Origin of the sequence: Sphingobacterium suaedae (genome assembly GCF_042684625.1) — a bacterium.
In the GTDB taxonomy this organism is placed as follows: Bacteria; Bacteroidota; Bacteroidia; order Sphingobacteriales; family Sphingobacteriaceae; genus Sphingobacterium; species Sphingobacterium suaedae.
In genome coordinates this window covers 1-14,115 of sequence record NZ_JBHULR010000003.1, presented here as the reverse complement: position 1 = coordinate 14,115, position 14,115 = coordinate 1, and the positions used below count along the sequence as shown (strand labels likewise).

The 14,115-nt window shown below is 44.0% G+C and carries 14 protein-coding genes and 1 tRNA gene; 9 read left to right on the top strand and 6 right to left on the bottom strand.

Annotation, left to right across the window (positions count from 1 at the left end):
• The first annotated feature begins 24 nt into the window (after positions 1-24).
• From ACFSR5_RS03290 to ACFSR5_RS03270, 5 genes are all read left to right on the top strand, one after another.
• Entirely contained in the window at positions 25-261 is a 237-nt protein-coding gene (locus ACFSR5_RS03290) for a FeoA family protein (RefSeq protein ID WP_380900686.1), read from the top strand.
• Between the two features lies 1 nt (position 262).
• Entirely contained in the window at positions 263-2,365 is a 2,103-nt protein-coding gene (feoB, locus tag ACFSR5_RS03285; RefSeq protein WP_380900684.1) for a ferrous iron transport protein B, read from the top strand.
• Between the two features lie 7 nt (positions 2,366-2,372).
• Complete coding sequence (locus tag ACFSR5_RS03280) at positions 2,373-2,534, top strand: FeoB-associated Cys-rich membrane protein (RefSeq protein WP_380900682.1); 162 nt, start codon at positions 2,373-2,375, stop codon at positions 2,532-2,534.
• Positions 2,535-2,656: 122 nt separating this feature from the next.
• The gene (locus ACFSR5_RS03275) at positions 2,657-3,967 is read left to right on the top strand and encodes a type IX secretion system plug protein (RefSeq protein ID WP_380900680.1); all 1,311 of its coding nucleotides are present in this window, start codon (positions 2,657-2,659) and stop codon (positions 3,965-3,967) included.
• Between the two features lie 13 nt (positions 3,968-3,980).
• A complete protein-coding gene (locus ACFSR5_RS03270) occupies positions 3,981-5,408 on the top strand; it encodes an amino acid permease (protein WP_380900678.1) in 1,428 nt (475 codons plus the stop codon).
• A gap of 66 nt (positions 5,409-5,474) precedes the next feature.
• Here ACFSR5_RS03270 and ACFSR5_RS03265 read toward each other — a convergent pair whose 3' ends face one another.
• Together ACFSR5_RS03265 and ACFSR5_RS03260 are read right to left on the bottom strand one after the other, a co-directional pair.
• Positions 5,475-6,332, bottom strand: a complete 858-nt coding sequence (locus ACFSR5_RS03265; RefSeq protein WP_380900676.1) for an aminotransferase class IV — start codon at positions 6,330-6,332, stop codon at positions 5,475-5,477.
• Between the two features lie 13 nt (positions 6,333-6,345).
• On the bottom strand, positions 6,346-7,386 hold the full coding sequence (locus ACFSR5_RS03260) for an RluA family pseudouridine synthase (RefSeq protein ID WP_380900674.1): 1,041 nt from the start codon (positions 7,384-7,386) through the stop codon (positions 6,346-6,348).
• Between the two features lie 52 nt (positions 7,387-7,438).
• Here ACFSR5_RS03260 and ACFSR5_RS03255 point away from each other — a divergent pair, with 52 nt between their 5' ends.
• A complete protein-coding gene (locus ACFSR5_RS03255; protein ID WP_380900672.1) occupies positions 7,439-8,332 on the top strand; it encodes a 1-aminocyclopropane-1-carboxylate deaminase/D-cysteine desulfhydrase in 894 nt (297 codons plus the stop codon).
• 3 nt (positions 8,333-8,335) lie between these two features.
• Here ACFSR5_RS03255 and ACFSR5_RS03250 read toward each other — a convergent pair whose 3' ends face one another.
• Both ACFSR5_RS03250 and ACFSR5_RS03245 read right to left on the bottom strand, forming a co-directional pair.
• The gene (locus ACFSR5_RS03250; RefSeq protein WP_380900670.1) at positions 8,336-8,977 is read right to left on the bottom strand and encodes a carbohydrate-binding family 9-like protein; all 642 of its coding nucleotides are present in this window, start codon (positions 8,975-8,977) and stop codon (positions 8,336-8,338) included.
• An 11-nt stretch (positions 8,978-8,988) separates the two neighbouring features.
• Positions 8,989-10,101 (bottom strand): phosphotransferase enzyme family protein, encoded by a 1,113-nt coding sequence (locus ACFSR5_RS03245; protein WP_380900668.1) that lies wholly within the window; start codon positions 10,099-10,101, stop codon positions 8,989-8,991.
• Positions 10,102-10,340: 239 nt separating this feature from the next.
• Here ACFSR5_RS03245 and ACFSR5_RS03240 point away from each other — a divergent pair, with 239 nt between their 5' ends.
• Positions 10,341-11,666 carry a hemolysin family protein gene (locus tag ACFSR5_RS03240; protein ID WP_380900666.1) on the top strand — a complete coding sequence of 442 codons (1,326 nt, stop codon included), beginning with the start codon at positions 10,341-10,343 and terminating at the stop codon, positions 11,664-11,666.
• Positions 11,667-11,680: 14 nt separating this feature from the next.
• Here the strand turns inward: ACFSR5_RS03240 and trxA are convergent, their stop codons facing one another.
• Both trxA and ACFSR5_RS03230 read right to left on the bottom strand, forming a co-directional pair.
• A complete protein-coding gene (gene trxA, locus ACFSR5_RS03235) occupies positions 11,681-11,980 on the bottom strand; it encodes a thioredoxin (protein WP_380900664.1) in 300 nt (99 codons plus the stop codon).
• A 37-nt stretch (positions 11,981-12,017) separates the two neighbouring features.
• Positions 12,018-12,869 (bottom strand): GH25 family lysozyme, encoded by an 852-nt coding sequence (locus tag ACFSR5_RS03230; protein ID WP_380900662.1) that lies wholly within the window; start codon positions 12,867-12,869, stop codon positions 12,018-12,020.
• 59 nt (positions 12,870-12,928) lie between these two features.
• On the opposite strand from ACFSR5_RS03230, the gene ACFSR5_RS03225 reads away from it, so the two are divergent.
• Positions 12,929-13,813: a bestrophin family protein gene (locus tag ACFSR5_RS03225; protein WP_380900660.1), complete on the top strand. Its 885-nt coding sequence runs from the start codon at positions 12,929-12,931 to the stop codon at positions 13,811-13,813.
• Between the two features lie 107 nt (positions 13,814-13,920).
• Positions 13,921-14,005, top strand: a tRNA-Ser gene (locus tag ACFSR5_RS03220).
• The last annotated feature ends 110 nt before the right edge of the window (positions 14,006-14,115 follow it).

Here is a 14,115-nt window from a genome sequence, read left to right as displayed (position 1 = left end):
TATATACTATTTTTAACATAGAAAATGCAAAAAAGTTTCAGTCTTGATGGAATGAACGTAGGAGAAACCGCCACCATCCGTCAGCTTAATGCGCTCGAACTCCCTTCCAAATTCTTTGAAATGGGCTTGCTGCCGGGCACGGTGATCGAAGTAAAGCACAAAGCGCCTTTCAATGGCCCGATAGGTATACATATTCATAGCTCAAATGTACTCGTTGCCATCCGTAAATCCGAAGCCACGCACATTTTAGTTGAAAGATAATATGAAGAATCCTATTATAGCCCTATTAGGAAATCCTAATGTGGGAAAAACATCCTTATTCAACCGTATTACGAAGTTGCACCAACACGTCGGTAACTATCCCGGCATAACGGTAGAAAAAAGAGTCGGATCCGTCAAAGCCAACGGTAAAACGTATCAAATTATTGATCTCCCCGGCACGTACACGCTATTTCCTACATCCTTGGATGAAGAAATTGTATATAATGCCTTGGCCGATAAAACGAATCCGGCGCATCCAGATCTCGTTATTGTCGTAGCCGAACCAAACAATATAAAACGCTCTATAGTTCTGTACCAACAAGCGAGAGAGCTTGGTGTTCCCGCACTTTTTGTCATCAATATGATTGATGAAGTCAAGGACAAAGGCTTAGAAATCGATTACAACAAACTGGAGTCTTATTTGCATACCAAGGTGTTCACAACCGATGCACGTAACGGAAAAGGCATTCAACAACTTATTCAAGCTTTTGATGAACGCCCCGCACATTTCCTAAGTCAGTTTAAAATAGACGAGCGTTATGCAGGCGCATTAAGCGAAATTAGAAAAAGTTTTCCGTTACATACGGAATACCAAACCTGGCAATTTCTAGCACAGGAATACACCTCCTTTTTAACGGATAGTCAACGCAAAAGTCTAAACGAAATCAGAGGTCGACATCAACTGCATCCCAACGAACTACAACAGGCAGAAGCAATAGCGCGTAATACACAGATAGAGAAAGATATACAGCCCATTGTTTTTCTAGCAGAAAATAAGTTACTCACCAAAACCAATCGAATTGATGCATTACTCCTCCATCCATTGTGGGGTTACGTTATTTTCTTTGTTATTTTATTTCTTATTTTCCAGCTTGTTTTCACCCTTTCCGCTCCGATCATGGATTGGATTGATGTCAATTTTTCGGCATTGGTGGATAGCATTGCCGGCGTCTTGCCAGAAGGTCCCGTCGCTGATTTGCTTACACAGGGGATCTTAGCCGGTATCGGCGGAATCATCATCTTTGTCCCCCAAATAGCTATTCTTTTTCTCTTAATTTCGTTGATGGAAGAAACAGGTTACATGAGTCGTGTTGTCTTCTTGATGGACAGATGGTTACGCCCTTACGGATTAAATGGAAAATCAGTCATTCCATTGATGTCTGGCGTCGGATGTGCTGTTCCGGCGATCATGGCCGCACGTAATATAGAAAATACAAAAGAACGGTTAATTACCATGTTGGTCACTCCATTCATGACGTGCTCTGCCCGACTACCGATCTACATTGTCCTCATCGCTTTGGTCATCCCAGACGATCGTTTTCTAGGCTTCGGACTTCAAGGACTCGTCCTCAATGTGCTGTATATCCTTGGAATTGTTGCGGCGCTTTTGTCGGCTTGGGTATTGAGCAAAATTGTAAAAACCCAACACCGGTCATTTCTAATCTTCGAATTACCATCCTACAAGGCGCCCGATTGGAAAAACGTAGGAACCAATGTCTGGGATAAAACGTCGAGCTTCCTTTTTGGCGCGGGTAAGATCATCTTAGCAATGGCCGTTATTTTGTGGGTACTGGGCAGCTTTGGGCCGAACGACAAATTCAGCGATGCGGAACGGTATGTTCAAGAAGCCAATCCCGCACTTAATGAGGATGACTTTGCGGAAGAAGTCGCTTCCTTTCGGTTGGAGCATTCCTATTTGGGATATATCGGAATGGGTATAGAGCCATTAGTGGAGCCATTGGGCTACGACTGGAAGATGGGAATCGGTCTTGTCTCCTCCTTCGCTGCGCGCGAGGTCTTCGTCGGAACAATGGCAACCGTTTACAGTTTGGGCGAAGACGTCGATATTGAAGATGAGGAGCAAAAAACGACGCTATTGAGTAAAATGAAGTCTGAAGTCAATCGAAACACGGGACGGCCAGCATACAATCTGGCGTCGGGCGTCTCGTTATTACTATTTTATGCATTTGCTATGCAATGCATGAGTACCATTGCCATTATGAAACGGGAAACCGGCTCTTGGAAATGGACATTAATCCAAACCGCAATGATGACCGGGGTGGCTTATGTGGTGGCTTTTTTAGCGTATCAATTCATCAAATAAACTGGCAATGGATATAACAATTCAATACGTTATCATAGCTGTCGTATTTGCGGTAGCGCTCTTCTATTTCGTTAAACGTTTTCTTCCAAGCAAGAATAAAACAGGGAGCTGCTCGAAAGGCTGTGGCTGTTCTCAGTCCGATCCCTCGACCAGGGGAAATACATTTTAGGAGTGACGCAGATCCAACGACAACCCACCCGATTCCCTGTTTATTCCTCCCGCTATGTAGGAATAAACGTTTAATAATTATAAAAACCGCTGATAATAGAGCGGTTTTCTTATTTTTACAAGATGATTAGAAGGACGGTTTTCCCGCTGTTTACGGCATTTCTTTTTCTGCTTTGGGCTGTCGAAAGTCCAGCGCAGGCAAAAAAGAAACACAAATCTGTGGAGCCATCGCCTCGGCAAGAACTTATATACGATAACCATAGCTATCTGCCCGTCATTCGGACTGTCCAACTTTATCCTAGCGGTGCCGAGGGCAGCTTTCCATCGTATATATTGGGGAGCGGAGACAATCTACATCTGTCATTTGACGATTTACGCGCAGATGTACGCAATTATTACGTCAGCATGGTGCACTGCGACCGCAATTGGAGACCAAGCCGAGCCGGCATATTGGATTATGCAGAGGGAATCAACGAAGAAAGGCTCGACGATTATCAACAATCTCAAAGCACGTTGCATCCATATACCCATTATATCTTCCGCTTCCCCTCGCCCAATTTACGTCCAAAGATAGCTGGCAATTACATCCTCAAGGTATATGAAGATGCGGATAAAGAGCGATTGATTTTGACACGTCGTTTCTACGTAGTCAATCCGTTAACGTCGCTATCCGTCACGGTCAAGCCGTCGACAACAGACAGATTCCGTAAACAGAAACTTGACGTACGCCTAACGACAGCCGTAACAATCCCCGATCCACAACGCGATTTAACAGTAATGGTCTTACAAAACCAACGCGAAGATCAGCGTATGGAGCTGCAAACGCCGAGCTTTTCTGCTGGCAACGAGCTGCGCTACACACAAGTAGATGCATTCGATTTCAACGGAAACAACGAATTTCGTTTTTTTGATATTCGAAATATCCGTACGGCAGCTGAAGGTGTCCAACACATAGAGACAGATTCCACAACACATATTAAATTACAAACGGATCAAGACCACTATAAAAACACCTATGTGGCCAATTTTGATAGAAATGGACGTTTTCTACTTCGTAGCGATGCTTCGGATCAACCCGACGCCGTACACGGCGATTACGCGAACGTCGTATTCTCCCTAAAAACCGAACAGACCATCAACGGAAACATATTTGTTGTTGGCGGATTTTCCAATTTTCAACGTAAGGCAGAAAATAGACTTTCTTATGATCCGCAGTCAGGAACATGGCAGACCACCTTACTTTTGAAGCAAGGAGTATACGATTATGAATACATCGTAGATGCTCCATCAGGCGAACTCCGTGTCGATGCATTTTCTGGTAGCCATTACGACACAGGAAACGAGTATCAAATTTTAATTTACAATCGTCGTCCGGGAAGCCTATGGGACGAGCTAATTGGCTTCCAGAAAATAACGACCCAGAACAGCAACTAATCAAACACATAACTTGGAAACAAATTCTACCGACAACAAAACGTTAAAGAGAGGGCTCAGCAATAGGCATATACAACTGATCGCCTTAGGCGGGGCTATTGGAACCGGTCTGTTTTTAGGAATAGGCCAAGCGGCAGTCCTCGCAGGTCCCTCTGTTATTTTAGGATATGCTATAGCCGGTCTGATCGCATTTTTCATCATGCGCCAACTCGGGGAGATGGTCGTGCATCAACCCGTATCCGGCAGCTTCAGCTATTTTGCCAATACCTATTGGGGGTCATTTGCGGGCTACGCCTCCGGTTGGAACTACTGGGTGTTATATCTGTTGGTCAGTATGGCTGAACTTACCGCCATCGGCCACTACGTACAATTTTGGTGGCCAGAAATCCCACTTTGGGTATCCAGTCTCTTCTTCTTTGTCGTGATTAACGTTTTGAACTTAGCTTCCGTAAAGGTCTACGGTGAAACCGAATTCTGGTTTTCTATCGTTAAAGTTGTTGCAATCATTGCCATGATTCTCTTTGGCTCGTACTTGCTAATGAGTGGAAAAGGAGGTGAAAATGCGAGCGTAAACAACCTAACTAACGATGGAGGGTTCTTTCCAAAAGGATGGTTAACCACCTCCGAGAGCGGATCGTATCAAGGATTACTTGCCGCTTTGGTGATGATTATGTTCTCCTTTGGGGGACTTGAACTCGTCGGTATCACCGCCGCCGAAGCAGAAAATCCACAAAAAAATATCCCGAAAGCAACGAATCAAGTACTTTGGCGTATCCTGATTTTTTATATCGGTTCGTTGGTTATCCTGTTTTCCTTAATGCCTTGGCGGAATATCACCTCAGAAACCAGTCCTTTTGTGGAAGTCTTCGCTAGTTTGAAAGGCATGCAATTCCAACTGTTCGGATCGACCTATTATTTCACCAATGTGATTGCCAATGCACTAAACCTCATCGTATTGACAGCAGCACTCTCGGTATACAACAGCTGTGTGTACAGTAACTCGCGCATGTTGTTTGGCCTAGCTGAACAAGGAAATGCCCCTCGTTTTTTGACAAAACTAAACAAGAATCATTCGCCTATAAATGCGATCCTGGTGTCTGCCGGACTGGTCGCGGTCTGCATCGTTGTAAACAAGATTATCCCGGAAAAGGCATTAGAAATTTTGATGAGTTTGGTTGTTTCGTCTTTGGTCATCAATTGGATCATGATCAGCCTGACACATATCTTCTTTAAACGAACGATCACGGCCAAGAAAGAACAATCCCTGTTTCCGACATTATTTTACCCCATTAGCAACTATATTTGCCTTTTGTTCCTGCTGGGCGTGCTGGTTATGATGTGGTTTACCGGATTAAAAATATCGGTCGAACTTATCCCTATATGGTTGGTTTTACTGTATGTTAGCTACCTACTGGTTCAGAAAAGTAGATCGAAAAAATAGACTTGCTTTCGCTTCCTGTTCCCTCTGCTCGGAGAAACAGGAAGCTTGCTCTTTAACACGCGGCTTTTAAACCTCTTCGTTGTAGCTCCATGTTTGCAACTTGTCCTGCAGAATACGGGAAATCTTATTAAAATACCGTTTTTGCTTATAGCCCATAACCCATTGTACCCCCTGTACCGCGTTCGTACAAAAGATTTCGTCGGCCTGTTTCATAATCTCCGGACTGATCTGGGCTTCTACCACTTGAATGCCTTCATCCGCAGCCATATCCATAACCACTTGCCGCATAACTCCCTGCACACATCCTTGCGTTAATGCAGGCGTGTACAATACTTTTTCGTAATACACAAAAATATTTGAGGTAAGGGCTTCACAGAGATAACCTTCTTGATTTAGAATAAAAACATCATCATACGCAAACTTTTTCTTATAGAGTCCAGCCATTACATAGATCAGCGCATTATTGGATTTTAAATGCGACAGCTCGCTATATGGCTTTTTAAAGTCGGTGTACAGATCGACGATCAAACCCAGTTTTTTATCCCGCAATGACGTCGGCAAACGGGACACCTGCAAACAATATACAGGCTTATTCGTTTCCGGGGCGTAGAGTCCCCCTCCCGCTCGATACACCGTTAAACGCACCCGGACCTGCTGTCCGATCATATTATTTTTCCGCACCAGTTCTTCCGTTTTCGAACGAATGAAAAATGCATCGAATTTGGTAGATTCCTCCAATTGTAAGGTCTGCATTGTTCGTTGCAGTCGATCGATATGGAAATCGAGAAAACGGATGTCTCCATCTTTCCACAGCATCGTTTCGAAGAGTCCATCACCATACCGTAGCGCACGACTATCGATGCTGGCTATATGCTGATTTTCGGCAATAATCTGCCCATCAAAATTTATAAATTGTACTGACATAAAAAGTTTCGTGTTAAGATTGTTGATCAACAGCCGTAGCATATGATCGCCATTTCTCCAGCGCAAGCTGAAAATCCTGTGGCAAAGGTACTTCAAAATGTACCCGCTCTTTACGACGGGGATGAACAAAACCTAGAGATTTCGCATGAAGAGCCTGTCTAGGTAGCAATTCAAAACAATTCTGCACGAATTGTTTATACTTATTAAACACGGTTCCTTTTAGAATTTTATTCCCTCCATAAGATTCGTCAGAAAACAACGGGTGCCCGATAGATTTCATATGTGCCCGGATCTGGTGGGTACGTCCTGTCTCCAATTCGCATTCGATGAGCGTGACATAACCTAGACGCTCTAAGACCCGGTAATGCGTAACCGACCATTTACCTTTTTCTGGATCATCATACATATCCATGATGCGTCTGTCTTTCGTACTGCGGCCAATATAACCGGAAACCGTCCCATCCGCAACGATATCTCCCCACACTAACGCTATATATTTTCGATTTATTGTATGCTCAAAAAATTGTTTGGCCAAAAAGGTCATTGCCCATTCGTTTTTTGCAATGACCAGCAAGCCCGATGTATCCTTATCAATGCGATGTACCAACCCAGGACGACCAGTATTCCCCGGTAGCGTGGGCAGTTGATTGAGATGGAACGTCAATGCATTTACCAGTGTGCCCGTATAGTTGTTATATCCCGGGTGCACGACCATACCCGCCGCTTTGTTCACCAAGAGCACATCATCATCTTCGTAAACAATTTCCAGTGCAATATCTTCCGGGTAAACCTCTGTGTCACGGGGCGGATCCGGCAGCACCATGGTCACGACATCGAACGGTTTGATCTTATAGCTCGCCTTTACGATCCTACCATTCACCAGAACAGTCTCCGCGTCTATTGCGTTTTGGATACGATTTCTGGACGTGTTTTCTACCCTGTTCATCAAGAACTTATCTACCCGCAACAATGCTTGTCCTTTAGGTGCTTCTATCCTAAAGTGCTCAAAAAGCTCCTGTTCATCTTGTTCTTGAAAATCGAAATCCTCTGCCATCACGCAAAAGTATTGAAATCCTTTAAAATCTACTAACTTTGCCTGAAGGAATATGCTGAATTTTGATTTTTATAGCCCCGAAGAGGAGATCCACTTCCCCCTGTATGAAACACGACATGTGCGTGTGTTCGTGAAACGAGACGACCTCATCCATCCCTTCATTTCAGGCAACAAATGGCGCAAGCTAAAATATCCGCTACACCAGGCCAGAGAGCAACACAAAACATTACTCGTGACGTTCGGAGGAGCCTGGTCCAACCATTTGTTAGCGACAGCTTGTGCAGGCGCGAAGTTCGGATTTCGTACCTACGGATTTGTCCGGGGCGAAGATGTAGAAAACCCCGTACTTGCGATGTGCCGTTTGTACGGCATGAAACTACATTTCGTAGACCGAACGACCTACCGTGATAAGCAAAATCTAGTTAACACGTATTTTTCAGACGACCCCTCTGCGTTTTTTATTGATGAAGGGGGCTATAGCGCTCTCGGTGCAAGGGGTTGTGCCGAAATCGTGCACGAACTTCGTCGACCTTACGATTATTGCTTTTGTGCTGGCGGAACCGGCACAACATTGGCCGGATTAGCCCTCGGCATACAGGAACGAAATTTATCGACACAACTTCATGGTGTTCCTGTACTAAAAGGAGCTGATTTTCTCGCAAAAGAAATAGCCCACCTGTCCGAAAACAGCCTGCCTCCTACCTTACATCTAAACTATCATTTTGGCGGATATGCAAAAACCAAACCTGCACTCATCGCGTTCATCCAAGCTTTCGTGCGGCATACGGGCATACTGATTGAACCCACCTATTCCGGAAAACTTTTTTTTGCTGTACACGATCTCATAGAGCAAGGAAAAATTCCTTCGGGATCCAACATCCTCCTTATTCATACGGGAGGCCTTACAGGCGTCTTGGGGACACTACATCAATTTAACAAACCATAATCGTTATTCAAAGATTACATCGCCGAAGAAAGCCGGCAGATGGAAGTTAGGCGTTGGATAGTCTATTTTACTCCAAGAAATGAAGTGTGGCTTTGGCAAACCGTCTCCACATTTATAAAAGTTGGCATGCGCCTTCACTCCATCCAAACGCGCAATACTGCTTTCGGTAAAAACGGATACCGGGATGATTAACACGATACCCCAGGTCTTTTTCCCTCCCGTGTGTACTACGGAGGTAACCGTTTGTACGGTTTCAATCAGGCTTGCACGCAAACGCTGTCGTTCGCTTTTTACCTCTGTTCCATACCCGATCAAGCCGGTTCCCAATACATTAAACTCCAAATTGTAGTAATGCTTACGTTCATCAAAGGAAACAAAAAATTCCACACAGCTATCTTCCCATACTGCTTCATTCGGGCGGACGTATTGTGCCTTGACGAAATCTTCATCCACCACATAATGCAAGAAAATCGACTCTCCGCTATGTGCGATCTGAAAGTTAACGATGGGCTTATCCGGATATTCCTCCGGCCAGTTCACATTTGGAAGATTATTCCAAGGCAACATTTCCAGCTTCTGCTGCAGCGTCGCATAGTTCAATGTGACGATATTCCCGTCAATCTTTGGCACCCGTAAACTACTCATATATTTTCGGTTTATATGTTTACACTCTCCTCAAGAATCGCAGACAATTGATCTTGGTGCAATTCCATTTCTTGAACTAATTTAAGTTGTGCATTTGTTCTGACCAAATTATGTGTCGGATAATGTATCTTATAATACGTATCTCCGTTCAGATAATCTGTCAAAAACCGCACCGCCTGCATAAAGGGAAGCAAGAATACACCATGAAGCAACGATTCAATTTCTGTCTCCGATAAGAAATCCTTAGCCTCGCTCATATATCCCTCGGTATACGCTTTGAAAAGCGGAATATTCAATACAATTTTCGTCGTATCTGCCTCATCTTCTGCCGCCGAATTAATAATCGTTCGAATAGCGTCGCCAAAATCATAGGCCACATACCCGGGCATCACCGTATCGAGGTCAATCACACATTGTACGCGGTCCTCCTGGTCCAACAGCACATTATTGAACTTGGTATCGTTATGCGTAATCCGCAAGGGCAGATCTCCACGCCCCCCCATCAACAAGATTGCACGCATACGTTCTTCCCGTTCAAAAATATAATCCAAGATATCCTGCACGTCGTGCACACGCCCGACCGCATCGTTGTCGATAGCCTTCCGCAAATTTTCCATACGGAAGTCAATATTGTGGAAATTCGGCAGGATCTCTACCAATCTCCGTGCATCTAAATCAGAAAGTTGCTTCTGAAAATCGCCAAATGCCCTTCCACCGGAATGGGCTTGTGCTGGCGTTTCCACAATATCGTAACTCTTTGTTCCCTCCAAAAGAAGAAACATTCGCCAGTAGCCATCTTCCTCGTCATGATGAAACAAGGCTCCATCGCGCGTTGGAATCAGCGTCAACGTTTTTTTTTCCACGACCTCCTTTCCGAGATGCGCTAATTTTTCTTTCAGGTGGTCCAATACAATACGCGTGTTCTCCATGAGTCCCGCGACATTCTCAAATATTTGGTTATTTATTCGCTGCAATAAGTAACTCTTTCCATTCGAACTATTAGTTTTCACGCAAAAAGTATCGTTGATATGTCCGGATCCGAACCGGTCGACACGTTCTATATCTCCCTCTATATCAAAATGATTGGCTGACGCTATGACACTACTATTTTTACAATCAAACATTATAAAATTTCAAATTTTAACATAATTCATGTTTATCCCTTCGCAATATCACCAAATAATTTAAAAAACGAAAGCCTGAAATAAAAGCAAACGTTTGCACGTTTTTCCGTTTTTTTCCGCCTATGTCTACTATTAAATCAACAAGACACGGCGACAATGAAGTGGTGTAAGACGCTTTTTTCAACCGACGTGCCCCTGCCTGAAAAATAATTTGTATTTTAGGCTTTAAAACAAACCTTATGCTCACGGAGATTTTCATCATCCTTGCCTTAATCATTCTAAATGGTATATTATCCGCTTCCGAAATATCCATTGTTTCCAGCCGAAAAGCCCGCTTGCAAGCTGCTGCCGATAAAAACAACAAATCGGCAAAAATAGCCTTAGCACTTAAAGAGAATCCAAACCAATTCTTATCTACTGTACAAATAGGGATTACACTCATTGGTATCCTCACCGGTTTTTTCAGTGGTGGCACTATATCGTCTTTCTTAGCCAGCATTTTTAGTCAGATTTCGTTTCTCGCCCCTTATAGCCAACAGCTGTCTGTTATACTGGTCGTGCTTGTCATCACGTACCTATCACTGGTCATTGGCGAATTGGTACCCAAACGCATCGGAATGGCTATACCCGAAAAGTATGCCTCGTTTATTGCAGCGCCCATGCAAGTGCTAAGTAAAATCGTTAGACCCTTCGTTTGGTTGCTCAGCGTATCCACCGACGCCATAGTACGGCTTTTAAATATCAAAGTTTCAAAAAACACCGTGACCGAAGAGGAAATCAAAGCCTTGGTCGACGAAGGTGTAGACAGCGGTGTTATCGAAAACTTCGAACATGACTTTGTCGATCGCCTGCTCGTGCTCGGCGACAAACGTGCTATTAATCTTATGGTACATCGCTCGGATATCGACTGTCTCGACCTTCAAAGCAGCTTCGACGAAAACAAAGCGATTATGCGAAAATCAGAGCACACCGAGTTTCCCGTAATCGACGGTAGCTTTGATCAAGTTAAAGGTATCATTCACGTCAAAACATTCCTAAAGAAGTACATAGACAATAAGCCAATCGATTTGACCGAGCTCATCGAGCCAATGCCTTTTGTTAATGAAAACACCTACGCCTACAACGTATTGAATATCTTTAAGAACGCAAAGGCACAATTAGCCGTCGTCATTGACGAGTATGGTATCCCACAAGGTATTGTTTCGATTAAGGATATTGTTCGTACGTTGTTTGGCGACATGGAAAATGGAGACGAGCACACGGAATCGCATATCCGCAAACGCGAAGACGGATCACACATGGTGGATGGCCGCACGCAACTAAGCGATTTTCTAACCTATTTTCAGATCTACCTAAGCGAAGAGGAAGAAGAAGAGTTAGGCAACGTCACGACGCTTGGCGGCTTAGTCTTTTTAACCTTGGATCACGTCCCCGAAGAAGGAGAAGCCATCCATTTCAAAAATTATCGATTAGAGGTTATCGACATGGACGGACATCGCATCGACAAAGTGCAAGTAAATAAACTGCCGCTTCCGACACGAGACATCTCCGAAAACGAAGACTAACCCACATGCCCTTTTCAGGCCCTCTGCGGATCTACGACCGCTATGAGCTGTTGCACAGTCAATACACCACTCTGCCGCCATACCTGTTGGCCGTCGCGGAATAAGATCAATGTAGGCACGCCTTGCACGCGATAACTGGATGCTAACGCATTGTTTTTGTCCACGTCAATCTTAATGATAGACAAAGCCTCACCATAGTGGGTTTTCAAGTCTTTCAATATCGGCGCCAACATTTGACACGGACCACACCAAGTGGCTGAGAAGTCGACCAATACCAGCGGGTTTTGTTGTATAATATCAGTAAAAGAAGCCATATCTATAAAGATACAATTTTTTCCATGCACTTTTCACTCAATACGGAATAGCCAATCCCTCCAGGTCTTCTATACTCCCCTTAAACATATTAAGATCGACGTTTCCTTGTATACCGCGTACATAACCGCGTTCGGAAAACTGCCAGAAGTTCCAATGTTTCTTCGGTTTCTTAATCCAAAAGTTGTAGTTGGCAATCCACAATATGTAATCCGAGAATTCCTTCTCTAAAAAGTCTGTAAAATAGCTATCCCCGGAGTACAAGATCGGTTGAATACCGTAATGTGCCTCCACTTCGTCCAGCCATCGTTTCAATCCCACCTTCAGTGAATCCATAGGCTGTCTGCGCGGCCGTTCCTCAATGTCCAAAACAGGAGGAAGATCACCCGGCTTCAGGTCGACCGTTTGTATAAAATTTCGTGCTTGCCGGATTGAATTCTCATTAGGTCTAAAATAATGGTAGGCTCCGCGAAGCTTCGCACGGCTTGAAGCTGCCCTCCAATTTTCTCCATACCGTTTATCTTTAGCCCGCTCGCCCATGGTAGCTCGTATAAATACAAAGTCGACAGGAATCTGGTCGTGGATGGTGTTCACTTCGATCCAACGTACTTTACCCTGGTATTGCGAGATATCGATACCGTAGACATAACCATCGTGCTTCCGCATCAAATCCAAGTTTCGTCGATCATGCTCATTTGCACTGTGTCGATCACCCCTATCTTCCCCGTACATCCAGCTTTTCAAGGTATAAGAAAGATCTGTCCTCCAAAGCATGACACCAATGATCGTTACCACAAACAATGGGATCATAATACTCCATAGCAACATTCGGTTTCGTTCTTGCGTGGCTGTTTCGGCTTTCTTCTTGACAGTTTTCTTAGTTTTTGCCATATTGCAGTGAAAATAGTAGAATTATTTTTTATTGACAACCCAAAAAATTAAACTCACCGATGCGTGTTTACAACTCCAAAGAATGGTTTACAGCTACTGTATTCTTTCACCGAACAGATACCTTCCGTAAGCTGTTGCCCTTCTTACTCCTCATGGCGCTCTACGCATGGGGCATTGCGTATTGGGAACTCGAATATCTCAAGCTTTCGGAAAAAAGCTGGATCAAAAATATCACGATCGTACATAGCTTATTGGGATTTGTTTTGTCATTGCTTTTGGTATTCCGCACGAATACTGCGTATGACCGCTGGTGGGAAGCTCGAAAACAATGGGGTACCCTCACCAATATCAGTCGCACATTGGCGTATAAATTAAACAGTTTTATAGACAGTGACGATAAAGTATCGCGAAGTTTCTATCGGAAAGCAATCCCACTATATGCGGAGACGCTCTTCAACTTCTTGCGTTCCGATTATACCAAATTTATGCTTGATGAAAAGGAACATCCCGAACTGGCAGATCTGGATGATAAGAAACACGGTCCAAACCAACTGGCATCCCTCATCTTTCGGAAAACAAATAGCTTGTATAAAAATGAACAGATTTCGGGGGAACAGTTTATCATCTTAAACGACGAATTGCAAAATCTAACTAACGTATGTGGTGCATGCGAACGCATCAAAAACACACCGATTCCATTAAGTTATAGCTCCTTCATAAAAAAGTTTGTCATGGCGTACTCGATAACCCTACCTATCGGATATGTATTTTCAATGGGTTATTTTGTGATTGCGGCGGTGCCTTTCATATTTTATGTCTTAGCCTCGCTGGAGCTGATCGGCGAATCCATCGAAGAGCCTTTCGGTAGCGATGCCGATGATCTGCCCATCGATAAGATAGCAAGCAATATTAAAAAGCATGTTCACGAAGTTCTCTCGCCCTAACGAACAGATTTAAGCCAACCTAAAATAATTTCGCTCATTTTCAATGCGTAAAAAGGAAATACCAAAATAAGTTTTGCAGATCAACTCGGAATTTCTACTTTTGTCGCGGAGAGTTGGCAGAGTGGTCGAATGCGGCGGTCTTGAAAACCGTTAACTGTCACAGGTTCGGGGGTTCGAATCCCTCACTCTCCGCAGAAAAATCCTTCATCGAAAGATGAGGGATTTTTTGCGTTGTGAGGGTTCGAACCGAAGGGCTGGCCGGGGTTCGATCCGCAGGAGGTTTAGGGTTGAGAATGGGACTT

Excerpts from the sequence above, each read along its gene's own strand:
- feoB (WP_380900684.1), top strand. The coding sequence starts at position 263 with ATGAAGAATCCTATTATAGCCCTATTAGGAAATCCTAATGTGGGAAAA.
- ACFSR5_RS03260 (WP_380900674.1), bottom strand. The coding sequence starts at position 7,386 with ATGGCAGAGGATTTCGATTTTCAAGAACAAGATGAACAGGAGCTTTTT.
- ACFSR5_RS03240 (WP_380900666.1), top strand. The coding sequence starts at position 10,341 with ATGCTCACGGAGATTTTCATCATCCTTGCCTTAATCATTCTAAATGGT.
- ACFSR5_RS03245 (WP_380900668.1), bottom strand. The coding sequence starts at position 10,101 with ATGTTTGATTGTAAAAATAGTAGTGTCATAGCGTCAGCCAATCATTTT.
- ACFSR5_RS03250 (WP_380900670.1), bottom strand. The coding sequence starts at position 8,977 with ATGAGTAGTTTACGGGTGCCAAAGATTGACGGGAATATCGTCACATTG.
- ACFSR5_RS03275 (WP_380900680.1), top strand. The coding sequence starts at position 2,657 with ATGATTAGAAGGACGGTTTTCCCGCTGTTTACGGCATTTCTTTTTCTG.
- ACFSR5_RS03230 (WP_380900662.1), bottom strand. The coding sequence starts at position 12,869 with ATGGCAAAAACTAAGAAAACTGTCAAGAAGAAAGCCGAAACAGCCACG.
- ACFSR5_RS03225 (WP_380900660.1), top strand. The coding sequence starts at position 12,929 with ATGCGTGTTTACAACTCCAAAGAATGGTTTACAGCTACTGTATTCTTT.
- ACFSR5_RS03255 (WP_380900672.1), top strand. The coding sequence starts at position 7,439 with ATGCTGAATTTTGATTTTTATAGCCCCGAAGAGGAGATCCACTTCCCC.
- trxA (WP_380900664.1), bottom strand. The coding sequence starts at position 11,980 with ATGGCTTCTTTTACTGATATTATACAACAAAACCCGCTGGTATTGGTC.
- ACFSR5_RS03280 (WP_380900682.1), top strand. The coding sequence starts at position 2,373 with ATGGATATAACAATTCAATACGTTATCATAGCTGTCGTATTTGCGGTA.
- ACFSR5_RS03290 (WP_380900686.1), top strand. The coding sequence starts at position 25 with ATGCAAAAAAGTTTCAGTCTTGATGGAATGAACGTAGGAGAAACCGCC.
- ACFSR5_RS03265 (WP_380900676.1), bottom strand. The coding sequence starts at position 6,332 with ATGTCAGTACAATTTATAAATTTTGATGGGCAGATTATTGCCGAAAAT.